Below are 20,895 nucleotides of genomic sequence, written 5' to 3'. Positions count from 1 at the left end.
ACGGGCCTTGGCGTGCCCAGGGCCAAGCGCGCCGCCACCATCTATGACGTGGTGGTCGAGGGCATGCCGCTCTCGCACGCGGTGGTTCAGACTCAGGTGCCGGGCCTCGACATCATTCCGGCCCACCATGACCTGTCCGGCGTCGAGATAGAGCTGTCCCAGGCGGACCGTCGGTCCTACCGTTTGAAAGACGCGCTCGCCAAGGGCCGCGCCGATGGGTCGATCAATCATAGCTATGTGTTGATCGACTGCCCGCCATCGCTCAACCTGTTGACGGTCAACGCCATGAGCGCGGCCGACGCCATCCTGGTGCCGCTGCAGTGCGAGTTCTTCGCGCTTGAGGGCCTCAGCCAGCTATTGAAGACGGTGGATCTGGTGAAGGGGAGCCTGAACCGCGCCCTGGAGATCCAGGGTATCGTGCTGACCATGTATGACCGGCGCAACGCCTTGTCCGGCCAGGTGGCCGCGGATGTCCGGTCGCATTTCGGCGGGCTGGTCTATGAGACGGTCATACCCAGGAACGTGCGCGTGTCTGAAGCGCCGTCCTTCGGCAAGCCGGCCCTGATCTATGATCTGAAGTGCGCGGGCAGCCAGGCCTATCTGAAGCTGGCTCGCGAGGTGGTGGCGCGCGAAAGGCGCCGTCGCCTGAGCCAGGAGGAACAGACGCGATGAACGAGCGCCATCGGGGATTGGGCCGGGGCCTTTCGGCCCTGCTGGGCGAAGCGGAAGAGGCCGATGACGGCGATGTGCGGCCGGCGCGCCCTGACGCCAGCGCGCCCATTGAGCTGCTGAAGGCCAATCCGGACCAGCCGCGCCGACACTTCAACGACGCCGACCTCGAAGAGCTGACCGCCTCGGTCCGCGAGCGCGGCATCCTGCAGCCGATCCTGGTCCGGCCGGATCCCGAGGGCGGCGAAGGCTATCAGATCGTGGCGGGGGAGCGCCGCTGGCGCGCCGCCCAGCGCGCGGGCCTCCGCGACGTGCCGATCCTGGTGCGGACGCTCGACGACGCCCAGGTGCTCGAGCTGGCCATCATCGAGAACGTCCAGCGGGCCGACCTGAACGCACTGGAAGAGGCCGCCGCCTATCGCGACCTGATGGAGCGCTTCGGCCATACCCAGGACGCCGTGGCCCAGATCGTCGGCAAGAGCCGCAGCCACGTGGCGAACACTCTGCGACTTCTAGCCCTGCCCAAGAGCGTCGAGGAACACCTGCTGGCGGGCCGTCTAACGGCCGGTCACGCCCGGGCCCTAATCAACGCCCCGGATCCAGAGGCGCTGGCGGAGCGGGTCGTCCGCGAGGGCCTGAGCGTTCGCCGCACCGAGGCGCTGGCCCGCGAGGAAGAAAGGCCTCGGAAGCCTCCGACGGGGCCTAGGCGGACGGAATCCGACCCCGACAGCGCCGCCCTGGCCGGGGATCTGTCCGACGCCCTGGGCATGTCCGTGGAAGTCAGAGACCGCGGCGGCAAGGGCGAGCTGGTCCTGCGCTACGCCTCCCTGGAGCAGCTGGACGACCTGGCGCGGCGTCTGATGCGTTCGTGAGGAGACGGCTGCCGACAGAATATCCCATTGAGATATTGGGTATATTCTCAGCTCCAGCCTAGAGTCCCTGGCGCCTGGCCTTCAGCGCGATCATCAGGAACAGACGCTCGGCCAGAAGGGCGTCCGGGCTGCCGGCGCGCTTGCAGGCCCGGTCGGCCTCGGTGATTTCCAGGCGCACGGCCTCGATCTCGGAGGGCGTCCAGCCGTTCACCTGGCGCAAGAACTCACGCTCCTGCTTCCAGAAGACGCCGGCGGCCTTGGCCGCCTCCTTCAGCCCGGCGCCGCTCTTCGCCAGAACCATGACACGGTGGAGCCTGGCCAGATGCTGACCGGCGGCCCGAACGGCGGCCGGGCCGGACTCGCCCTCGTCGAAGGCGCGGCGCAGGCCCGATTGGGCGGGCCCCGGACGGCCGCCGAAGGCGTCATTGGCGGCCTCGAACAGGCTGGCCTCCGGCTCGACGCCCAGCACCTCCTTGACGGCGTCCAGATCCAGCGTGACGCCCGAGCCTGGCCCCGCATAGAGCGCCAGACGCTCGATTTCGCTGCGGGCGACGCCGCGCTCCTTGGGCAGGCGGGCGACAAAGGCGTCCAGCGCCTCGGCCGTGATGGAAATGCGGTCCGCCGCCAGCCCTTCGCGCACGAGCCGGGCGAGATCACCGGCCTCGTCCTCGTAGCAGGGCACGCAGGCGCAGGCCGACAGCTTCTCGGCCGCCTTGCGCAGGGCGGACTCGCGGCCCAGGGCCCCCGCCTCGATGAGGAAGAAGGCCCCCTCCGCGCCGCCGGCCTGGTCCGCATGGGCCTGAAGCGCCGCCGCCGCCGCCTTGTCCGGGCCGGCCTTCTCGGTCGAGAGCTTCAGCCGGACCAGACGCCGGCCGCCGATCATGGACAGGGCGGTCAGCTCCTCCTCCAGACGAGCGGGATCGGCCTCCACATCCGTGTCGGTCAGGACGGCGACCCGGAACGGATCGTCGAGGTCGGGGGCGATGCGTTTTGCGAGCGTGGCGGCCCGCTCGGCGGCCACGCCCCGGTCACGGCCGTAGAAGAGCGCGGCGGCGAACTCCGGTCCCGGCCCCTTGAGCAGGCGCTCGACGTCCGGGCGTTTGGACAGAATCACGGCTGGGCGGGCGCCAGCGTGCCGTCGGCGAAGCGCGTCGCCAGCTCGGAGCGGATCATGTCCGCCGCCAGCGCCGCGGCGCGGTCCTGGCCATCCTGGCGGGCGATGAGGCCTGCGTAGGGCTGGTCCGAGGCGGCGTAGGTGACGGTGGCGGTGACGCTGCCGGCGGCGGCCTGACTGCTCCCTCGGGACAGGGTCCATCCCACGATCCAGGCCAGTTCATAGCGCGTGGCGGAATCATCGGCGCGCGCGCCGATCCCGCTGCGCAGTTCGGAGATGGTGGTGGTCAGCACCCAGTCCGCGCGGCCCGTGGCGCCCAAGGCGTCATCGAGACGCTCCTTGAGGATCCGGCCTTCGCGGGTGTCGGGCGTAACCACCTGAATATCCCGGAGGTTTTCGACCACGCCCGGCTCCGCGTAGAGCGGATGGAATCCACACCCCGCGGTGAGGGCCCCTGCCGCCAGGGCGGCGGCGAGGAGGCTGCGGCGGATCATTCGACGTAGCGCCACGGCGGCTGCTCCCAGGCGGGCCGGGGCCTTACCCGGCGACCAGATTGACGATGCGGTCCTTGACCACGACCACCTTTCTGATGGTCAGGCCCTCCAGTTTGGACCGAACCTCGGCGTCGGCCAACACCCGCGTCTCCACCTCGGCCGGATCGAGGCCCGGCGGAACCTGGATTTCGGCGCGGCGCTTGCCGTTCACCTGAACAGGCAGGGTGATCAGTTCGTCAGCGGCGAGGGCCGGGTCGAAGCTGGGCCACGGCGCGTCCACCACCATGCCGGGCTGGCCCAGGCGGGTCCAGGCCTCTTCGGCCAGGTGCGGGACGAAGGGCGCGATCAGCCGGGCGAAGGCGCTAAGGGCCTCAAGCCGAGCTTCGCCGCCCGCGCCCGCGTGCTGGCGCAGGATCGGCAGGAACGCGTAGAGCCTGGCGATGGCGGAGTTGAAGCGGAAGCCCTCGACCCCCTCGGTGACGGCCTTGATGGTCTTGTGGGTCTCGCGGCGCAGGACGATGTCCCGCTCCGGATCCGCCGGGGCGCCCGGCGCGAAGCTGTCGAACTCGGTCCAAGCGCGCTGAACGAAGCGGCTGGCGCCCTCAATGCCGCCCGGCGTCCACTGCACGTCCCGCTCGGGAGGGCTGTCGGACAGGACGAACAGGCGCCCGGCGTCGACGCCGTAGGCGTCGACGATCTCCTGCGGCGCGACGACGTTCTTCTTGGATTTGGACATCTTCTCGATGTCGCCAATGGAAAGGGCGGCGCCTGTGGAGACGCGCGTCGCCGAGCGCTTGCCGTCCACCGTCTCGATCCGCACGTCGGCGGGCTCGACCCAGCGAGGCTTTCCGCTCTCGTCGCGGCCCTCGAAATAGGTCTCGTGGACGACCATGCCCTGAGTAAAGAGGCCGGCGAAAGGCTCGCGCACCTTCATCAGCCCCTGGTCGGCCAGGGCGCGGGTGATGAAGCGGGCGTAGAGCAGATGCAGGACCGCGTGCTCGACGCCCCCGATATACTGGTCCACCGGCAGCCAGAAGTCGGCTGCCGCGCCGTTGATCGGCGCATCCGCATGCGGGTCGGCGAAGCGCGCGAAATACCAGGAGCTGTCGACGAAAGTGTCCAGCGTGTCGGTCTCGCGCCGGGCCTGACCGCCGCACTGGGGGCACGCGGTGTGCTTCCAGGTAGGATGGCGCTCAAGCGGATTGCCCGGCTGGTCAAAGGTCACGTCCCTGGGCAGCTCGACCGGCAGCTGGTCGTGGGGCACGCCCACCGGACCACAGGCCTCGCAGTGGATGATGGGGATCGGACAGCCCCAATAACGCTGGCGCGAGACGCCCCAGTCGCGCAGGCGGTAGACGGTGGCGCCTTCGCCCTGCCCTTGCGCTTCCAGGCGCGCGATGGCGGCGGCCTTGGCGGGTTCGACCTCAAGCCCGTCAAGGAAATCCGAGTTGAAGATGACGCCCGGACCCACATAGGCCTCGGTCCCGACCTCGAAGGTCGCGGGATCAGCGCCGGGCGGCAGCACCACGGGCGGAACGGGCAGGCCGTACTTGCGGGCGAAATCCAGATCGCGCTGATCGTGGGCGGGACAGCCGAAGATGGCCCCCGTGCCGTAGTCGGACAGGATGAAGTTGGCGATCCACACCGGCACGGCGCGGTCCGCGTCGAAGGGGTGCTGGACCCGCAGGCCCGTGTCGCGGCCGATCTTCTCGGCCTGCTCGATCTCGGCCTGGGAGGCGCCGCCCTTGCGGCACTCGGTCAGGAAGGCCGCCAGCTCGGGATCATCCTTCGCCAGCAGCTCGGCGACGGGATGGTCCGGCGCCAGGCCCAGGAAGGAGGCTCCGGACAGGGTGTCGGGCCGCGTGGTGTAGACCTCGAGGCCATCCTCGAAACCGGCGGGGGCTTCGCCCGCCCAGCGCCAGGTCAGCCGCGCGCCCAGCGAGCGCCCGATCCAGTTCTCCTGCATCAGGCGGACCTTGTCAGGCCAGCGATCAAGGGTCTTGAGCCCCTCCAGCAGGTCGTCGGCATAGTGGGTGATGCGCAGGAACCACTGGGTCAGCTTGCGCTTCTCGACCATCGCGCCTGACCGCCAGCCACGACCGTCGATGACCTGCTCGTTGGCCAGCACGGTATTGTCGACCGGGTCCCAGTTGACCAGGCTCTCCTTGCGATAGGCCAGGCCCCGCTCGAACAGCTTGAGGAACAGCGCCTGCTGGCGGCCGTAGTAGGCGGGGTCGCAGGTGGCCAGCTCACGCGACCAGTCGATGGAAAGGCCCAGCAGCTTCAGCTGGTCCCGCATGGCGGCGATGTTGGACCAGGTCCAGTCGGCGGGATGGACCCCGCGTTCCATGGCGGCGTTCTCGGCCGGCATGCCGAAGGCGTCCCAGCCCATGGGGTGCAGCACCTCGAACCCCTGGGCCCGCTTGTAGCGCGAGACCACGTCGCCCATGACGTAGTTGCGCGCATGCCCCATGTGGATGGCCCCCGAAGGATAGGGGAACATCTCAAGCACGTAGTACTTCGGCTTGCCCGAGGCCGAGTCGGCCCGGAACGTGTCAGCCGCCTCCCACCGGGCGCGGTGGCGAGGCTCCACCGCCTTCGGATCGTAGCGGGTCATGTGGGCTGATCAGCCCTCCTGGCCGGACAGGCGGATCTGCCGGGCGCGGGTGAGGACGGCGTTCTCAAGATCCGTCTCGGTTTGACCTGAGACGGCGGCGTCCACCCACTCGCCGGCCGCATTGCGGGCCTGCTTGTTGATGGTGATGTTCAGGGCGTCGGCGCGCAGGCGCGAGTCCAGGATGAACACCGCCACCTTGAAGCGCTCGTTCGGCTGCTCGGGATTGGCGTACCAGTCATAGTTGATGACGCCGCCGAAGGGATCGGCCGATTCCAGCGGCAGGAAGCTCAGCGTCTCCAGCGAGGCGCGCCACAGATAGCCGTTGACGCCGATGCCCGCCTGGCTCTGGACGTCGGCGGCGCTGGCGTCGTCGCCCCCTCTGCCGAGCAGGCGCGAAAAGACGCCGCGGTCGTCGCCGGCGGCGTCGTTGGAGCGGGAGGCGCAACCGCCCAGCGTCAGGGCGACGGCCACTGTCGCAAGACCCAGGCCGCGAATGAAAGTCATGTCTGCCAAACTCCGCCTCTTAAGCGCCGGTCTGGTTCGCGCGCGGCGAACCGGCCAGGGCCTGCTCGCCCCTTGAAACCCCTTGCTCTATAGGCGGGGCCGGGCGGGGCTGACAAGCCTTGCCCCAGGCGGGATGCGGAGCGCCGGAAATTCGCCCCGAAGGGGAACGGCCGCGGTTCGGTCTCCCGTGGCGCGTGAGACACAGCGCCGCAGGGAACGGCGCCGCCCCAACTTCGTTCGGTTGACCATCAGCGGAATTTGCCGCCAATGCGTAGGGTCTTACGCCACGCTCCAGCCACGAACAGCTGTCAGCTTGGCGAATGTTGAGATCGGTGGGCCTTTTCGAGTGACGACCCGCACGGCCATGATTGTTGTGGCGCTTGGCGCCGGCCTCGCCTTCACCGGCGTGGCGCTGGACGCTCATGCCCAGTCGCGGACGTCGCCCGCAGGCGTCCAGGCTCCGCCCCAGACCTTCAACCTGACCGAGGGCCAGTCCCAGCGCCGCTCCCTGCAATGGGATCGCAACGGCCGCTGGGGGCTGAACCTTGAAACTCGCCAGCCCGTCGGCCGTGAGGCCGATTGGAGCGATGTGGACGCCGGCGCCTACTTCCGCCTGTCCCCGTCACTGCGCGTGGGCGGCTCGGTCGGCCTGGGCGAGCGTCGCCCCGACCCGGCCCGGCCCGCGCCGGAGGCCCGCACCCAGCCGCGCGTGCGGCTCGAGACCACCTTCAAGTTCTAGGGCTGAAACGGCCGGGCTGGACTCGCCCCAGCGAGGCTCAGATGTCGGCGCCTACTCCCTACCCAGCCAGTCGCTGACGGCGTCGATAGCGGCCAGGCCGACCGCGCTCGTCTGGGCGAGCTCGGCTGCGTTATCGGCGGAGATCCCCCCTAGAGCATAGGCCGGAACGCCCGCCAGCTCAGCCAGGCGTTCGAAGCCGGCGGGGCCCAGCGGGGGACGGCCCGATGCGCTGCGGGTGGGGAAGACTGGCGACAGGACCACGGCGTCGACCTCCGCCGCTCCAGCCATGCGCGCGCCCATCTCGTCGTGGGCGGCGCTGGTAATGATCCACTCCGGATGAGCCTGGCGGCAGGCCGGGGCGTCAGCCACCCGCCGTTGCGGCAGGTGCAGCCCCTCGGCGCCGCAGGCCTCGGCCAGCCCTGCGTCCTCACCCATCAGAAGAGCCACGCCCCGCGCCCTGCAGGTCGCCGCAACGTCACGCGCCGTCTCGAGGGCGTCGTCGGCCCCGAACAGGCGCAACACCAGCCCCGCGCCGGGCGGCAACCGCTGGGCCAGGACAAGGGGCTCAAGGCCGCGGTCGGGTTCGGTGAAGGCGAGGAGGGGCGGCAGGCCCTTAACAGCCGGACCCCGGCGGCCTAGAGCATGGGCCTTCAGTTCACCGGCGATGCGCCAGATGTCGTCCGCTCTTCCGCCCATGACCTCTTCTGCTGAAACGACCGGGATGGCTCCGGCTCTGGACCGGATCAGGTTCGCGATCAACCGCGCCGAACGGCTCGCGGGCCGCCCGCCGGGAAGCGTGACCCTGACCGCCGTGACCAAACAGCAGCCGTGGGAAAAGGTTCTGCCTGTGCTTCAGGCGGGGCAGCGGGCGTTCGGCGAGAACCGGGTGCAGGAGGCCTTGGGCCGCTGGGAAGGCGCACGCGAGGCCTGGCCGGGGCTGGAGTTGCGCCTGATCGGGCCGTTGCAGTCGAACAAGGCCAGGGAGGCGGCCGAGCTGTTCGACGTCATCGAGACGCTTGATCGTCCTTCCATCGTGGCGGCTCTGGCGCGCGAGGCCGAGCGTCTCGGCAAGGCCCTGCGCGTGCTGGTGCAGGTGAATACGGGCGAGGAGGCGAGCAAGTCGGGCGTCGCGCCGCGCGACGCCGACGCCTTCATCGCCGAGGTGCGCCGCCACGAAGCCCTGCGGCTCGAAGGGCTGATGTGCATTCCGCCAGTGGACGAGGAGCCGGCCATGCACTTCGCCCTGCTGCGCAAGCTGGCGCAGCGCAACGGACTTTCGGTCCTGTCGATGGGCATGAGCGGCGACTTCGAGACGGCTGTCCGGTTCGGCGCCACCCATGTGCGGGTGGGATCGGCCCTGTTCGGCGCGCGTTAGGCAGTCGAGGCGGTTTAGGGCAGGCGCTTTGCGGTTTTCAGCGGATCAGGTCATCTAGGGGCGATGGCGCCATCCAAGACCCTTCTCATCGTCGACGACGACCAGGACCTGCGCGAGGCGCTGGCCGAGCAGCTGGAGCTGCACGAATCCTTCAAGGTCGAGCAAGCCGAGACCGGCGCAGAGGGCCTGAGGCGCGGGCGCGAGCTGCGCGCCGACCTGATCCTGCTGGACGTGGACCTGCCCGATATGGACGGGCGCGAGGTCTGCCGCATGCTGCGCCAGGCCGGCGTGAACACCCCGATCCTGATGCTGACGGGCCAGAGCGGCGACAGCGACACCATCCTCGGGCTGGATTCCGGCGCCAACGACTACGTGACCAAGCCTTTCCGGTTCGCGGTGCTTCTGGCGCGCATCCGCGCCCACCTGAGGAGCCACGAACAGAGCGAGGACGCGGTCTTCCGCCTCGGCGGCTATGAGTTCCGCCCCGCCAACAAGTCGCTTGTGGACCAGGCGGGCAAACGCATTCGCCTGACGGACAAGGAGACCTCGATCCTGAAGTACCTCTACCGCGCCGGCGGCAAGCCGGTGTCGCGCGAGGAGCTGCTGACCGAGGTGTGGGGCTACAACGCCGGGGTCACCACCCATACGCTGGAGACTCACGTCTACCGGCTGCGGCAGAAGATCGAGCCCGAGCCCGGTCAGGCGCGGCTGCTGCTGACCGACGTCGGCGGGTACCGGCTACAGGTCTAGACGGCCAGCTCCACCACGACCGGCGCATGGTCGCTGGGCCGCTCCCACTCGCGCACGTCGTCGAGGATGCGCGCCGAGCCGGGTGTGACGGCCGGCGTCAGCCCGGGCGAGGTCCAGAGATGGTCGAGGCGCAGGCCCCGGTTGGACTTTCTGAAATCCAGGGCGCGATAGCTCCACCAGGAGAACAGCTTCTGCGGCTCTGGCGTCTGGGCGCGAACGACATCCGTGAAGCCCAGCGAAGCCTGGAGGGCGGTCATGGCCTCGACCTCGATGGGCGTATGGCTGACGATGCGGGACATCTGCTTGTGGCTCCAGACGTCGTGCTCGCCCGGCGCCACGTTGAGGTCGCCGGCCACCAGCAGCGGCGCCTTGGGGTCTCGCCGGCCAAACTCCGTCGTGAGCCGCTCGTAGAAGTCCAGCTTGTGGTCGAACTTGGGATTCAGCGCCCGGTCGGGCACGTCGCCGCCGGCGGGAATGTAGAAGTTCTGGATCTCGACGCCTTTCACCACAGCCGAGACGCAGCGGGCATGCCCCTCGCGGCAGGCGTTCAGCGGCGGCGCATCTTCGATCGGCAGGCGCGAGGCGATGGCGACGCCGTGCCAGCCCTTCTGCCCGGCGATCCTCAGATGCGGCAGACCCATGGCTTGGAAGGCGGCCACGGGAAACTCGCCCTCGCGGCACTTGATCTCCTGCAGACACAGAACGTCAGGTCCCCGCTCGGCGACGAAGCGGGCGACCTGATCGATGCGCAGGCGGACGGAGTTGATGTTCCAGGTGGCGACGCGAAGGGGCATGGCCGCCTTCTAGCCGCGCCGGCGCCTCTGGCCTAGTTGCGCGAGCGGCGGCGTGTGGGATCGCGCAGGATGAACAGGTTGCGATCCAGGCCGCCGGCGTTCTGCAGGCTGGTCAGCTGGACCCGCGTGCGGCCGCCCTGGGCGTCGACGATGGTCCACTCACGCAGCCGCATGGGGCTTTCGGCGAAGGTCAGGACGATCTGACCGTCGCGCGGGCGCCGGGCGTCGCGGGCGACGATGGCGAAGCCTCCGGACACGTCACGTACGTCCTCGATGCGCACGCCCTGATCGACGCGGATCTCGCGGCCGAGGAACAGGGACAGCGGCGTCTGGCCCAGCGGCACCTGCTGGAAGGTGTTCAGGCGCGGATCGTAACGCTTCACGTTCGAGCCGTCGGAGACGACGAGCAGACGCGAGGGGGCGTCATACTCGAACCGGGCCCGGCCGGGCCGCTGCAGGTAGTAGTCGCCCTGCTGGGTACGCCCGCGCGAGCTGGTTTCGGTGAAGCGCCCGCGCACGGACGACAGGCCCTGAAGATAGGCGACGGCGCGATCGACGCGCGCACGGTCGGCGGCGGACAGGCCGCTCTGGGCCAGGGCCGGAACGGCCGGCATGAGGGCCGCGGCGGCGGCGGCGAAGATCAGGGCGCGGCGAGTCTGGGTCATGGTCGTTCCTTCCTGCCGTTAAAGCGGATCGTCAGGCAAGCGCACCCGATTGACGAGGCCATGACCGCTCCATGACCTTATTCCGGCCCTGGGATGAACCCCTGTTCAGGCGCCGCGATCAGGAAAGATCAGACGACGGGCGGGGGGCCGGCCAGGATGTCGCGCTTGCCCGCGTGGTTGGCGGGTCCGACAACGCCCTCCTGTTCCATGCGTTCCATGAGGGTGGCGGCGCGGTTGTAGCCGATCTGCAGGCGCCGCTGGATGTAGCTGGTAGAGGCCTTGCGGTCGCGGGTGACCACGGCGACCGCCCGATCATAGAGATCGTCCGAGCCCATGGACTCGCCGTCCTCGCCCCCGCCGTAGACCTCCTCGTCGTCAGCGGTGACCTCTTCCAGATAGCGCGGCTCGCCCTGGCGGCGCAGGTACTCGGCCACGGCCTCCACCTCGCCGTCCTCCACGAAGGGGCCGTGCAGGCGGGTGATGCGGCCGCCTCCGGCCATGTAGAGCATGTCGCCCTGGCCCAGCAGCTGTTCGGCGCCCTGCTCGCCCAGGATGGTGCGGCTGTCGATCTTGGAGGTGACCTGGAAGCTGATCCGGGTCGGGAAGTTGGCCTTGATGGTGCCGGTGATCACGTCCACCGACGGGCGCTGGGTGGCCATGATCAGGTGGATGCCGGCGGCGCGCGCCATCTGGGCCAGACGTTGGACGGCGCCCTCCACATCCTTGCCTGCGACCAGCATCAGGTCGGCCATCTCGTCCATGACCACGACCAGATAGGGCATGGGCTCGGGCCGGATTTTCTCTGTCTCGTAGGCGGGACGACCCTGCTCGTCGAAACCGGTCTGGACCGTCCGCTCGAAGTGCTCGCCGCGCTCCAGCGCCTCGCGGGCGCGCTGGTTGTAGGAAGCCACGTTGCGCACGCCGATCTTGGACATGCGGCGATAGCGGTCCTCCATCTCGCGCACGGTCCACTTCAGCGCCACGACAGCCTTTTTGGGGTCGGTGACCACCGGCGCCAGGAGGTGCGGAATGCCGTCATAGACCGACAGCTCCAGCATCTTGGGGTCGATCATGATGAAGCGGCACTGCTCGGGGCTGAGCCGGTAGAGGATCGACAGGATCATGGCGTTGACCCCCACCGACTTGCCCGAGCCGGTGGTGCCGGCGATCAGCAGGTGGGGCATGCGAGCCAGGTCCGCCACATAGGGCTCGCCGCCGATGGTCTGGCCCAGGGCGAGCGGCAGGACGAGGCCGGGCTTGTCGTAGTCGGCGCTGGCCAGAAGGTCGCGCAGATATACCGTCTCGCGCGTGCGGTTCGGCAGCTCGATGCCGATGGCGTTGCGGCCCTGCACGACGCTGACGCGGCAGGCGCGGGCGCTCATGGAGCGGGCGATATCGTCGGACAGGGCCACGACGCGAGCGTGCTTGACGCCGGGGGCGGGCGACAGCTCGTAAAGGGTGACGACTGGGCCGGGCCGGATATGGTCGATGGTCCCACGGACGCCGAACTCGGCCAGGACACCCTCGAGCAGGGCCGCGTTCTGGCGCAGGGCGGCTTCGTCCACGGCGGCCGAGCGCGCGGGCGGGCGCTTCAGCATGCCTAGCTCAGGCAGCGGGAAGGCGGCCTGGTCGCTGAAGGGCAGGGTCTTCTGCACCTCGCGCACCTCGCGGGTGGAGGCGCGGACGGGCTTGGGGTCGGCCACCTGAATGGGAGCGGGCGCGGCCTCGGGCTCAAGCGCGGGCTCGGCTGCGGTGCGTGCGCGGCGCGGCGCGGCGGCCTTGCGGACGGGGGTGGCGGCGCGGCGCGATTGCGGCGCGCGCGGAGGCGCCGGGCGATGGACCATGCGGGTCAGCCAGGCGGCCAGACGCTTCAGCTCGTCGCGGCCGATCTTGAGGCCGTAGGCCAGGCCGGGCAGGGCGGCCGCCAGCCACAGCACGGCGGCGATGGCGCGGGGTCCGGGCAGGCGCAGGAACTGGAACAGGGCCTCTGGCGCGCCGATCAGCCAGTGACCCCAGAGGCCGCCCAGGCCCAGCCCCAACCGCCACAGGGCCGGCGGCGCCGGCGCCGCCAGGGCGGCCGAGAGGGCCAGCACGCCTCCCATTCCCGCCAGGGCGCGGAGGCGCAGCTCGCGGCGTCGGGCGCGGGGCTCCACGTCCAGGGCGCGCAAGAGCCCCAGCCGGACCAGCAACAGAACGCCGAACCAGGCGGCGAGCCCAAGCGACTGCATGGACAGGTCCGCCAGCACGGCGCCGAAGCCGCCGACCGGGTTGGTGGGCGCCAGGGCGCTGGAGACGTTCAGGCTGGGATCAGCCGGGTTCCAGCCCGCAAGGGACAGGGCCAGGGCGCCGCCCAGCACGACGGCGGCCGCGCCGCGAAAACGCATGAGCGGTCCCGCGTCCCAGACCAGCCGGGCGCTGTCCCAAAGTCGCGTGCCGATCACCGCCGCGGCGGAGGTCATGGAGGGTTCCCCGAAAGCCAGCCTCCATCCCTGCGCCAGGGCGGTTAACAGGCCGTTCACCACGGGTGAGGGGGACGGGATGCGCACCCATTCTTCCCCACTGATGTCACGGTGGAGCAAAGCCGATCCGGCCGTCCGGGAGGATCGCCGCCAAGCGATGAATGGGTTGATCTCCTCGCTTACGAGGACTGCGGGACACCCCACTTATCCCCGCCCTCTCACGGCGCCCCACACTGTCCTCCTGGAACTCTGGAGGACCGTCCCGTGAAAGAAGCCCCTCTGCGCTATGGCCTGGCCGCGCTGATCGTCGGGGCGCTGGTGCTGTGTATCGGCACCTTCGCCTGGTTCCGCGTACCGCCGGAGAACCGCGAGCTGCTGGTGGGCCTGACCAGCGGCCTGTTGCTGATCGCGCGCGACGCTGTGCGCTGGATCTTCCCGTCGCGGGAGCCTGAGCAGTGACCCGCCTGTTCAGCAACCTGGCGGCCCGCGGCCTGCTCGCCTGGGCCGTGGCGGCGACCCTGGCCGCAGGCGCGCAGACCTGGCGCGTGGACAGACTGAAGGCGGATGCCGGCCGCGCCGAAGCCGCGCGGGCCCGGGAATTGGCCGACGCCCGCGTCGCTGAAGCCAGACAGGTCGCCGAAATCATCGAGCGACAGCGATTGATCAATGTGGATTCCGACCGCGCGGCCCTGGCCGCCGAGCGCCGCATCGCCGCCGCCTCCCGTTCACTCAGCCAGCAGGTGGAGAGCCATGCTCCGTCCAGCGACCCTGATCATTGCCCTGTGCCTGTGGGCCTTGTGCGCCTGCACGACGCCGCGGCCCAGGGTCTGTCCTCCCCCTTACCCGACCCCGCCGGCCGTTCTGATGACGCCGCCTCAGGCCTTGAGTCTTCTGCCCTCGCCGCGACGGTCGTCGAAAACTACGGCGCCTGCCACGCCGTCGCCGACCGCCTGACGCGGCTGCAGGCATGGGTCGCGGACCAGGCGGCGGAGTAGCCTCTTTACGCCCGCCTCCGCCGGGCGCATCTAGCCGGGCATGAGCGACGAAGCCTTCGACGTCATCGTGGCTGGGGCCGGCATGGCCGGCGCCACCTTCGCGCTGGGGGCCGCGCAGGGCGGCCTGAAGGTGGCGGCCATCGATCCGCTGCCCCTTGCCGACCAAGTGGAGGAGAGCTTCGACGGCCGCGCCTCGGCCATCGCTTACTCGTCGTTCCGTCAGTGGCGCGCCCTGGGTGTGGAGCGTTTCCTGGACGGCGCGGTCTGTCCGATCCGCCGCATCCTGGTGACGGAGGGCAGCCGTCCCGGCGCGGGCGCGCGGCCCCAGCACCCGGCCTTTCTTCGTTTCGACGCCGAGGAGATCGCCGACCGGGCCGCAGGCGAGCCGCTGGGCTACATGGTCGAAAACCGCTGGATCCGTAAGGCCGTCGGCCAGGCCCTGCTGGACTCGTCGGTTCGCATATTCGCGCCAGCTGGGCTGAAGGCTGTGCGGCGTGAGGGCGGCGCCGTGCTGGCGGAGCTGAGCGACGGACGTGTGCTGCGAGGCTCGGTGATCGTCGGCGCCGACGGCCGCGCCTCGACCGTACGGCAGGCCGCGGGAATTGGCGTGAACGGCTGGGCCTATCCGCACTGGGGCGCTGTGGCGACGGTGAAGCTGGAGCGGCCGCATGGGGGGGTCGCCTACGAATACTTCATGCCGGACGGCCCCCTGGCCATCCTGCCGCTGACGGGGGACCGGGCCAGCCTCGTCTGGACCGAGCCGCCCGCAAGGGCGCGCAGCCTTTCGCAGGCCTCCCCGGAGGCGTTCGAAGCGCATCTGATCCGCCGCTTTGGCGAGTTTCTGGGCCGGGTCGAGGTCACAGGACCGCGTTTCGTCTATCCGCTGGCGCTGCAGTTGGCCGAGCGCATGAGCGCGCCCCGGATGGTCCTGATGGGCGACGCCGCCCATGTGATCCATCCGCTGGCCGGGCAGGGTCTGAACCTGGGCCTCAAGGACGCGGCCGCTTTGGCGGAGACGCTCGTCGAAGCGCATCGCCTGGGTCAAGACATCGGTTCAGAGACCGTGCTGGAGCGCTATGCCCGCTGGCGGCGCTTCGACAACACGGTGTTGGCCGGCGGCGTGGACGTGTTCCAGCGCCTTTTTTCGAACGATCAGCCGGTGGTCCGCACCGTCCGCAACCTCGGCATGGCCGCGGTCAACAGCCTCCCGGCGGCGAGGCGGTTCTTCATGCAGGAAGCCGGCGGCGCGGTGGGCGATCTCCCCCGCCTGCTGAAAGGCCAGGCGCTCTAGCCGCTGCGACGTGTGCGCCGCAACGGCCCGAAAACCGTCTGCATTCCACAAAAACCTTACGTTACGGCATCTTGCATCGCGCGGTGAACGGCGCACAGTCCTCCCATACGCCGGTCGCTATTCACTGAACCGCGCGGGGGAGACACTCATATGAAGCTCAAGGCTTCCATTTCCATGGCTGCGCTGGGCGCGGCCCTCCTGATGGCCGGCGCCGTTCAGGCCCAGAGCTATGATCGCGTCGTCGTCTTCGGCGACAGCCTGTCCGACGTGGGCAACCTGCCCCCAGCGAACCAGCCCCCCTCGCCGCCCTATTTCGGCGGCCGCTTCTCGAACGGCCAGGTCTGGATCGAGCGCCTGGGCTTCACTGTGGGCGGCGCCACGGGCGTCAGCGGCAGCCGCAGTTTCGCCTTCGGCGGCGCCTGGACGGCCAACGGGGGCCTGACTCCGACCCTGGCCCAACAGATCGCCATGTACGGCGGCTCGGGCGGCACGCTAGGCGGCGGCGACCTGGTCATCCTCTGGGGCGGCGCCAACGATATCTTCGGCGGCGTCGGGCCCGCCTCGGTCACGGCCAACCCCTTCGCCACCATCTCCGCTTCTGCCCAGGTGGCGGCCGCCAACATGGGTGCGCACATCAACAGCGTGGCCAACGCGGGGGCGGGCACGATCCTCGTGGCCAACCTGCCGAACCTGGGGGCGACGCCGCAGTTCAACTCAGGCCCGGGCCTGGCGGCCCAGGGCATCGTGGTCCAGGCGACCAGCGCCTTCAACGCGGCCCTCTTCGCCCAAGCCCAGGCCCAGGCGGCGGCGCATCCGAACACCAACGTCATCTATATGGACGTGGACCGGGCCTATCAGACGCTTCTGGCCGCGCCGTCGGCCTTCGGCCTGACGAACGTGAGCCAGGCCTGCTTCAACGGCGTGACGGTCTGCACGGGCGCCGACGGATATCTGTTCTGGGATGGGGTGCACCCCACCGCCGCGGGTCACGCCCTGCTGGCCCAGGTGGCCGACGGCTACCTGTACTACGGCGACGACGGCGCCCAGACGACGCTGCAGGGCGAGACCGGCCTTCGCCGGCGCTCCGAAGCTCTGGACGACGCGCTGGACCGCCTGAGCACGCGGGAGTTCGGACCGGAGGGCTGGGCCCTGGTGTTCGACCTGCACCACGACATGGCGGACTACGACGCGCGCGGTCCCGTGTTCGAGGCCGAGACCGAGACCACCGGCCTGACCATCGCCGTGGAGGGCCGCCGCGCCTCGGGCATGCGCTACGGCGTCGCCTTCACCACTGATGACAGCGACGTGCAGGTGGGTCCGGTCAGCTTCAACGCCGCCAACGTCGGCTTCGACGTCTACGGCGGCTGGAACTCGGGCAGCCTGTTCGTCGATGCGGCCGCGGGTTGGTCGAGCGACTCCTATGACGGCATCGAGCGCATTACGGCCCTGGCGCCGATCGTCACCGAGGGCCGGACCGAAGGCTCGACCCTCGGCGCCAAGGTCCAGGCCGGGTTCAACATGCCGATGGGCGGGCTGACCGTGTCGCCGCGCGCCGGCCTCTCATGGGTGCGCACCAGCGTCGACGGCTATTCCGAACAAGGCCCGGCCGTCGCCCTGCACCAGTACGACGACCGCGAGATCTCCGCGACCTCGGGCGAGGTGGCGGTGCGCCTGACCGCCGGCATGGGCGAGCGCGCCTCGGCCGTGTTCGACCTGGGCTATCGCGACAGCCTGTCCTACGACGACGACGGGGTGAGGGTGCGCATCGCCGGCAACACGGCCCAGCCGATCACCAACATGATCGAGGAGGCCGAGGGCGGCCAGACCTTCGTCGGCCTGGCCATCGAGGGCGAGGTGGCCCAGGGCTGGACCTGGTCCATCGGCTACCGCGGCCGCTACGCCGACGGCATGGAGAGCCAGACGGCCCGTATCGGCATGGGTCTGCGCTTCTAAGCGGTATCCAATCGGCAAGAAGAAGGGCCGGAGGCGGCGACGCCTCCGGCCCTTTGACTGTCTGGAGCGGGTGAGGGGAATCGAACCCCTGACATTCAGCTTGGGAAGCTGACGTTCTACCTCTGAACTACACCCGCGCCCCTTCCGCATAGCCGCGCGGCGATGCGCGCTCAAGCCGGATCAGCGGCGCTCGACGGTCACGCCGCGCTGCTCAAGCATCGCCTGCACACTGTCCGGGCCCGCCAGGTGCCCGGCGCCCACGGCGATGAAGCTGGTGCCCGAGCCGCTGAGCATCTCCTGAATCTGGTTCACCCAGTTGGCGTTCCGCGCGGTGAACATGGCCGCGTAAAAGGCCGGCTCGTCGCGGCGCATCTCGGCCAGGGCGGCGCTGTCGAGGGTCTCATGATCGCCGCGACGCCAGGCGTCGGCCATGCGGTCGAGCAGGGCTACGCCCTCCTCGGCGTTGTCCATGGACTGGCGCAGAAAGCCCAGCTGCGCCTCCTCGGGCATTTCGGCGAAGAGACGGATCTGGTCCTCCATCTGCTCCAGACCGCGCACGGGCTTGTCCGCCTCGCGGGCCCAGCCGCGCACGACCATGTCGATGCCCTGGGACGGGTCGAACCCGACCTTCTGCAGGCTGAGATTGGTCAGGAGCAGGCCGGCCAGCCAGGGCCGCATGGGCTCCAGCGCCTGGGGCGTCAGGCCCAGCTCGCCCGCCACCTGGGCCAGACGCGCATTTTCCTCGGCCGACAGGCGGCTGGACAGCGGCGTCTGCGGCGACAGGCCGTACTGCTGGATGAGGGGCGCTGCGGCCGCCTGATCATCGACGTTGGTGATCTCGAGCCACAGCTCGGACGAGGCGTCGAAGGCCTGGCGAATTTCCGGGCGGGCCCAGTCGTCGCCAGGGCGCATCAGGTGGACGGTGCCCATCAGGTAGATGGTCGAGTCGTGGTCGCGCACGATGAAGAGGGCGGGCCCAGAGCCGGCGGCCGGCGTTTCGGCGGCGGCTTCGTAAGCCAGGGCCTGCTGAGGCAGGGCGGCGATGGTCAGGCCGAGGCCGAGGGCCACGCCGGCGGCGCCGCGCATCAGGCGGGCGGTAAGGGACTGGAAGGAAAGGCTCATGGATGTCTCCAAGGGTTCGGGAGGGGTTGGATCAGGACAGACCGCGCCGGACGCTGGTGACGGCCGAGGCGAGGATGTAGAGCGCCATCAGGACGCTCATCAGGGTCCAGGCTGACACCTCGGCCACGAGATCGAGGCGGGCGGCGGCGGCGTACAGAAACAGGGCGAGCTGGCCCACCCAGAAGGCGACGGCGCAGGTCTCCCACATCACCCGGCGCAGCATTTCGTCGGCCCGCCGCCAGAGCATCAGGTTCGCCAGGCTCTGCACGGCCAGCAGCGCCGCCACGAGGGCGAAGGCGAGGGCGGGCGAAAGCGGCGGCGACGCCACAACCGGCAATGCAAACATTACGCCGGCGAGCGCCAGCACCACCGTCTGAAGCAAACCGCAACCCTTGGGGATCGAGGCCGGGCGCACGCCGAGCATGATCAGCGCGGCTGCGGCGCTGACCAACAGAAGGGCGGCCATGAAAAGGGCGGCGGCGTCCTCGAAGGGCAGGTTGAGGCCGATTCCCGCCCTTGCCAGGGCGAACCCGGTGGCGCCCCCCGCCAGAGCGAGGACGGCGGCGGTCGCGACCTTGATGTTGCGCTCTCGCCGCGCCGTGGCTTGCTCATCCATGATCAGGCTCCTGCCGAGAAAATGGCTTCGATGGGTTGCTCAAAGACCTGCCCGAGCTTGAAGGCCAAGGGCAGCGACGGGTCGTACTTGCCGGTCTCGATGGCGTTGACGGTCTGGCGCGAAACCCCCAGCCGGTCGGCCAGATCAGCCTGGCTCCAGCCGCGTTCAGCGCGCAGCACGCGAAGGCGGTTCTCCATGCTCAACGCCTCCTCAACCACCAGATGGCCCAGGCGATGGCGTAGCCGACCACCTGGACCATGAGGGTCACGAAGGCCCCGGACGCGAAAGCCGCGGCCTCGGATTCGCCCTCGACGCCCGCCGGCAACGGCAGGAGGTCTGGATTGGTGACGGCTACGGCGAGCCACACGGCTCCGAGGGCCAGGGCGATGTTGGCGCCCCAGAACCAGGCGGACTTGTGCGCTTCACGGGCGGCCTCATCGACGCTGCGCCACCAGACGAGGCCGATGTAGAGGACCACGGCCATAAGAGCGGCCATGACCAGCCCCGCGCCGACAGCGCCGAGGCTCCGGAACCAGCCCGGCCAGATGGCGAGGCTGGCCCCCAGGGCGAAGCCTAGGCCGCCGATAAGCAGCGCCTTTGTCCAGGGTGGTGCGAGTCGTCTCACGGAAAGCTTCCTTGTCGATATGACAAGGGTCCTTTACCTATCAGGCCAGGACGTGTCAAGCGCCCTTGTCAGAGTGACAACGAACCTTGTCGCTCAGCCCCAGGGGCGGAAGTGCTTGGAGAGTTTCAGGCCCTGGCGCTGGTAATGGCTGCCGCCCTCGCCATAGAGGCGCGCCGGGCGCGTGATGAGAGGCTGATAGACCAGGCGCGCCACAGTCTGCCCGTCTTCCAGCAGGAAGGGCGTTTCGTGGCTGCGCACCTCCAGCACGCCCCGGCTGCCCACCGCGCCCGCCTCGGCCGTGCCGAAGCCGGGATCGAAGAAGCCGGCGTAGTGGACACGGAACTCGCCAACGGACGGGTCGATCGGCGTCATCTCGGCGGCCTGATCGACGGGGATCTCGACCGCTTCTTTCGACGCCAGGATGTAGAACTCGCCGGGGTCCAGCAGCAGCTCGCCCCGGCGCGCCGTCAGCGGCTCCCAGAAATCCCGCGGATCGTGGCCGTCCACATGGTCCAGATCGACGACCCCCGCGTGGCGGCGGCCCCGGAAGCCGACGATGTCGCCGGTCAGATCGACGCCCACGTCCCGGGTTTCCAGGACCGGCGGCTCGCCAGCCTTCAGCCGCAGCTGATTGAGGCGCGTGCCCGGCCGCACCAGGACGGAGAAGGTCTGGGGTGCGATCTCGAGATAAAGCGGCCCCGAATAGCCCTCGGCCACGTCATCGAAGCGGCCTCCGTGATCCGTGAGAAGCCGAACGAAAACGTCCACCCGGCCGGTGGAGCTCTTGGGGTTGGCCCGGGCCTGAACGCCGCTGGGCAGGCGCAGCCCCTCCTGGAGTTCGGCGATGTAGACGCAACCCTTCTCCAGCACCGCGCCGCCCGACAGGTCGATCTGGTGCATGGCCACGTCGCGGACGCGGTCCTCGACGCGATGGGCGCCCGGCAGGAACGAGGCGCGCACCCGCCAGGCCCGCCGGCCAAGCCGCAGATCAAGGCTGGCGGGCTGGACCTGGTCCGCATCCCAGGGCGTCGCCGAGGCGATGGCCCCCTGTTCGATCAGGGCCTCGATGGACTGACAGGGCAGGATACCGGTTTGGGCGGGCTGAGACATGCAGGCCTTGTAAGGGCGCCGCGGCGCATCGCGCCAGCCTCAAGGGCGCCGGTTGGAGAGGACGGGGTCGCGTCAACCCGGAGAAACGCGACCCCCATCCACCGCCCCGTCCCGGCCGTCGAAAGACGAAA

Annotated in this window: 22 protein-coding genes and 1 tRNA gene; 9 read left to right on the top strand and 14 right to left on the bottom strand. The window is 69.8% G+C overall.

The window, feature by feature from the left end:
* The coding region (locus tag Q0812_RS06575) for a ParA family protein (protein ID WP_302109515.1) at positions 1-672 on the top strand (672 nt) is incomplete at its 5' end.
* A complete protein-coding gene (locus Q0812_RS06570) occupies positions 669-1,541 on the top strand; it encodes a ParB/RepB/Spo0J family partition protein (RefSeq protein WP_302109514.1) in 873 nt (290 codons plus the stop codon). The genes Q0812_RS06575 and Q0812_RS06570, both read left to right, overlap by 4 nt.
* 58 nt (positions 1,542-1,599) lie before the next feature.
* On the opposite strand, the gene holA is transcribed toward Q0812_RS06570, so the two are convergent.
* The 4 genes from holA to Q0812_RS06550 are packed head-to-tail and all read right to left on the bottom strand — an operon-like array spanning position 1,600 to position 6,270.
* On the bottom strand, positions 1,600-2,655 hold the full coding sequence (gene holA / locus Q0812_RS06565; protein WP_302109513.1) for a DNA polymerase III subunit delta: 1,056 nt from the start codon (positions 2,653-2,655) through the stop codon (positions 1,600-1,602).
* A complete protein-coding gene (locus Q0812_RS06560) occupies positions 2,652-3,164 on the bottom strand; it encodes an LPS assembly lipoprotein LptE (protein ID WP_302109512.1) in 513 nt (170 codons plus the stop codon). Before Q0812_RS06560 ends, holA begins: the two co-directional genes overlap by 4 nt.
* A gap of 28 nt (positions 3,165-3,192) precedes the next feature.
* Complete coding sequence (gene leuS, locus Q0812_RS06555; RefSeq protein ID WP_302109511.1) at positions 3,193-5,766, bottom strand: leucine--tRNA ligase; 2,574 nt, start codon at positions 5,764-5,766, stop codon at positions 3,193-3,195.
* A 9-nt stretch (positions 5,767-5,775) separates the two neighbouring features.
* On the bottom strand, positions 5,776-6,270 hold the full coding sequence (locus Q0812_RS06550) for a DUF3576 domain-containing protein (protein WP_302109510.1): 495 nt from the start codon (positions 6,268-6,270) through the stop codon (positions 5,776-5,778).
* A 346-nt stretch (positions 6,271-6,616) separates the two neighbouring features.
* On the opposite strand from Q0812_RS06550, the gene Q0812_RS06545 reads away from it, so the two are divergent.
* Positions 6,617-7,009 (top strand): NtrZ family periplasmic regulatory protein, encoded by a 393-nt coding sequence (locus tag Q0812_RS06545; RefSeq protein ID WP_302109509.1) that lies wholly within the window; start codon positions 6,617-6,619, stop codon positions 7,007-7,009.
* A gap of 51 nt (positions 7,010-7,060) precedes the next feature.
* Here Q0812_RS06545 and Q0812_RS06540 read toward each other — a convergent pair whose 3' ends face one another.
* Positions 7,061-7,705: a thiamine phosphate synthase gene (locus Q0812_RS06540; RefSeq protein WP_302109508.1), complete on the bottom strand. Its 645-nt coding sequence runs from the start codon at positions 7,703-7,705 to the stop codon at positions 7,061-7,063.
* Here Q0812_RS06540 and Q0812_RS06535 point away from each other — a divergent pair.
* Both Q0812_RS06535 and Q0812_RS06530 read left to right on the top strand, forming a co-directional pair.
* Positions 7,704-8,384 (top strand): YggS family pyridoxal phosphate-dependent enzyme, encoded by a 681-nt coding sequence (locus Q0812_RS06535; RefSeq protein WP_425281555.1) that lies wholly within the window; start codon positions 7,704-7,706, stop codon positions 8,382-8,384. The two genes, Q0812_RS06540 and Q0812_RS06535, sit on opposite strands and share 2 nt — an antisense overlap.
* Before the next feature lie 63 nt (positions 8,385-8,447).
* A complete protein-coding gene (locus Q0812_RS06530) occupies positions 8,448-9,134 on the top strand; it encodes a response regulator transcription factor (RefSeq protein WP_302109507.1) in 687 nt (228 codons plus the stop codon).
* Here Q0812_RS06530 and Q0812_RS06525 read toward each other — a convergent pair.
* The 3 genes from Q0812_RS06525 to Q0812_RS06515 form a co-directional block, all read right to left on the bottom strand.
* Positions 9,131-9,928 (bottom strand): exodeoxyribonuclease III, encoded by a 798-nt coding sequence (locus Q0812_RS06525; protein ID WP_302109506.1) that lies wholly within the window; start codon positions 9,926-9,928, stop codon positions 9,131-9,133. The genes Q0812_RS06530 and Q0812_RS06525 overlap by 4 nt on opposite strands.
* Before the next feature lie 32 nt (positions 9,929-9,960).
* Entirely contained in the window at positions 9,961-10,593 is a 633-nt protein-coding gene (locus Q0812_RS06520; RefSeq protein ID WP_302109505.1) for a LolA family protein, read from the bottom strand.
* Positions 10,594-10,721: 128 nt separating this feature from the next.
* Positions 10,722-13,052, bottom strand: coding sequence for an FtsK/SpoIIIE family DNA translocase (locus tag Q0812_RS06515; protein ID WP_302109504.1), 2,331 nt, complete (start codon positions 13,050-13,052; stop codon positions 10,722-10,724).
* Between the two features lie 264 nt (positions 13,053-13,316).
* Between Q0812_RS06515 and Q0812_RS06510 the strand changes: the two genes are divergently transcribed.
* From Q0812_RS06510 to Q0812_RS06495, 4 genes are all read left to right on the top strand, one after another.
* Positions 13,317-13,511: a hypothetical protein gene (locus tag Q0812_RS06510; protein ID WP_302109503.1), complete on the top strand. Its 195-nt coding sequence runs from the start codon at positions 13,317-13,319 to the stop codon at positions 13,509-13,511.
* Entirely contained in the window at positions 13,508-14,047 is a 540-nt protein-coding gene (locus Q0812_RS06505; protein ID WP_302109502.1) for a hypothetical protein, read from the top strand. The genes Q0812_RS06510 and Q0812_RS06505 overlap by 4 nt, the downstream gene beginning before the upstream one ends.
* Before the next feature lie 40 nt (positions 14,048-14,087).
* Positions 14,088-15,338: a UbiH/UbiF/VisC/COQ6 family ubiquinone biosynthesis hydroxylase gene (locus tag Q0812_RS06500; RefSeq protein ID WP_302109501.1), complete on the top strand. Its 1,251-nt coding sequence runs from the start codon at positions 14,088-14,090 to the stop codon at positions 15,336-15,338.
* Positions 15,339-15,488: 150 nt separating this feature from the next.
* Positions 15,489-17,291, top strand: a complete 1,803-nt coding sequence (locus Q0812_RS06495; protein WP_302109500.1) for an autotransporter domain-containing protein — start codon at positions 15,489-15,491, stop codon at positions 17,289-17,291.
* Between the two features lie 62 nt (positions 17,292-17,353).
* Here Q0812_RS06495 and Q0812_RS06490 read toward each other — a convergent pair.
* From Q0812_RS06490 to Q0812_RS06465, 6 genes are all read right to left on the bottom strand, one after another.
* Positions 17,354-17,428, bottom strand: a tRNA-Gly gene (locus Q0812_RS06490).
* Positions 17,429-17,471: 43 nt separating this feature from the next.
* Positions 17,472-18,413, bottom strand: a complete 942-nt coding sequence (locus Q0812_RS06485) for a TraB/GumN family protein (protein ID WP_302109499.1) — start codon at positions 18,411-18,413, stop codon at positions 17,472-17,474.
* 31 nt (positions 18,414-18,444) lie between these two features.
* Positions 18,445-19,029 (bottom strand): hypothetical protein, encoded by a 585-nt coding sequence (locus tag Q0812_RS06480; protein WP_302109498.1) that lies wholly within the window; start codon positions 19,027-19,029, stop codon positions 18,445-18,447.
* 2 nt (positions 19,030-19,031) lie between these two features.
* A complete protein-coding gene (locus Q0812_RS06475; RefSeq protein WP_302109497.1) occupies positions 19,032-19,226 on the bottom strand; it encodes a helix-turn-helix transcriptional regulator in 195 nt (64 codons plus the stop codon).
* 2 nt (positions 19,227-19,228) lie between these two features.
* Positions 19,229-19,654 carry a hypothetical protein gene (locus Q0812_RS06470; protein WP_302109496.1) on the bottom strand — a complete coding sequence of 142 codons (426 nt, stop codon included), beginning with the start codon at positions 19,652-19,654 and terminating at the stop codon, positions 19,229-19,231.
* Between the two features lie 93 nt (positions 19,655-19,747).
* The gene (locus tag Q0812_RS06465) at positions 19,748-20,764 is read right to left on the bottom strand and encodes a 2'-deoxycytidine 5'-triphosphate deaminase domain-containing protein (protein WP_302109495.1); all 1,017 of its coding nucleotides are present in this window, start codon (positions 20,762-20,764) and stop codon (positions 19,748-19,750) included.
* Between the last annotated feature and the right edge of the window lie 131 nt (positions 20,765-20,895).

It is taken from the genome of Peiella sedimenti, from assembly GCF_030504955.1.
Lineage (GTDB): Bacteria > Pseudomonadota > Alphaproteobacteria > Caulobacterales > Caulobacteraceae > Brevundimonas > Brevundimonas sedimenti.
This window is presented reverse-complemented; position numbering and strand designations above follow the sequence as displayed.

What these genes read in the sequence shown, in the direction of transcription:
- Q0812_RS06485 (WP_302109499.1), bottom strand. Translation starts at nt 18,413, where the DNA reads ATGAGCCTTTCCTTCCAGTCCCTTACCGCCCGCCTGATGCGCGGCGCC.
- Q0812_RS06540 (WP_302109508.1), bottom strand. Translation starts at nt 7,705, where the DNA reads ATGGGCGGAAGAGCGGACGACATCTGGCGCATCGCCGGTGAACTGAAG.
- leuS (WP_302109511.1), bottom strand. Translation starts at nt 5,766, where the DNA reads ATGACCCGCTACGATCCGAAGGCGGTGGAGCCTCGCCACCGCGCCCGG.
- Q0812_RS06550 (WP_302109510.1), bottom strand. Translation starts at nt 6,270, where the DNA reads ATGACTTTCATTCGCGGCCTGGGTCTTGCGACAGTGGCCGTCGCCCTG.
- Q0812_RS06530 (WP_302109507.1), top strand. Translation starts at nt 8,448, where the DNA reads ATGGCGCCATCCAAGACCCTTCTCATCGTCGACGACGACCAGGACCTG.
- Q0812_RS06520 (WP_302109505.1), bottom strand. Translation starts at nt 10,593, where the DNA reads ATGACCCAGACTCGCCGCGCCCTGATCTTCGCCGCCGCCGCCGCGGCC.
- Q0812_RS06515 (WP_302109504.1), bottom strand. Translation starts at nt 13,052, where the DNA reads ATGACCTCCGCCGCGGCGGTGATCGGCACGCGACTTTGGGACAGCGCC.
- Q0812_RS06525 (WP_302109506.1), bottom strand. Translation starts at nt 9,928, where the DNA reads ATGCCCCTTCGCGTCGCCACCTGGAACATCAACTCCGTCCGCCTGCGC.
- Q0812_RS06465 (WP_302109495.1), bottom strand. Translation starts at nt 20,764, where the DNA reads ATGTCTCAGCCCGCCCAAACCGGTATCCTGCCCTGTCAGTCCATCGAG.
- Q0812_RS06500 (WP_302109501.1), top strand. Translation starts at nt 14,088, where the DNA reads ATGAGCGACGAAGCCTTCGACGTCATCGTGGCTGGGGCCGGCATGGCC.
- Q0812_RS06480 (WP_302109498.1), bottom strand. Translation starts at nt 19,029, where the DNA reads ATGGATGAGCAAGCCACGGCGCGGCGAGAGCGCAACATCAAGGTCGCG.
- Q0812_RS06475 (WP_302109497.1), bottom strand. Translation starts at nt 19,226, where the DNA reads ATGGAGAACCGCCTTCGCGTGCTGCGCGCTGAACGCGGCTGGAGCCAG.
- Q0812_RS06535 (WP_425281555.1), top strand. Translation starts at nt 7,704, where the DNA reads ATGACCTCTTCTGCTGAAACGACCGGGATGGCTCCGGCTCTGGACCGG.
- Q0812_RS06570 (WP_302109514.1), top strand. Translation starts at nt 669, where the DNA reads ATGAACGAGCGCCATCGGGGATTGGGCCGGGGCCTTTCGGCCCTGCTG.
- Q0812_RS06495 (WP_302109500.1), top strand. Translation starts at nt 15,489, where the DNA reads ATGAAGCTCAAGGCTTCCATTTCCATGGCTGCGCTGGGCGCGGCCCTC.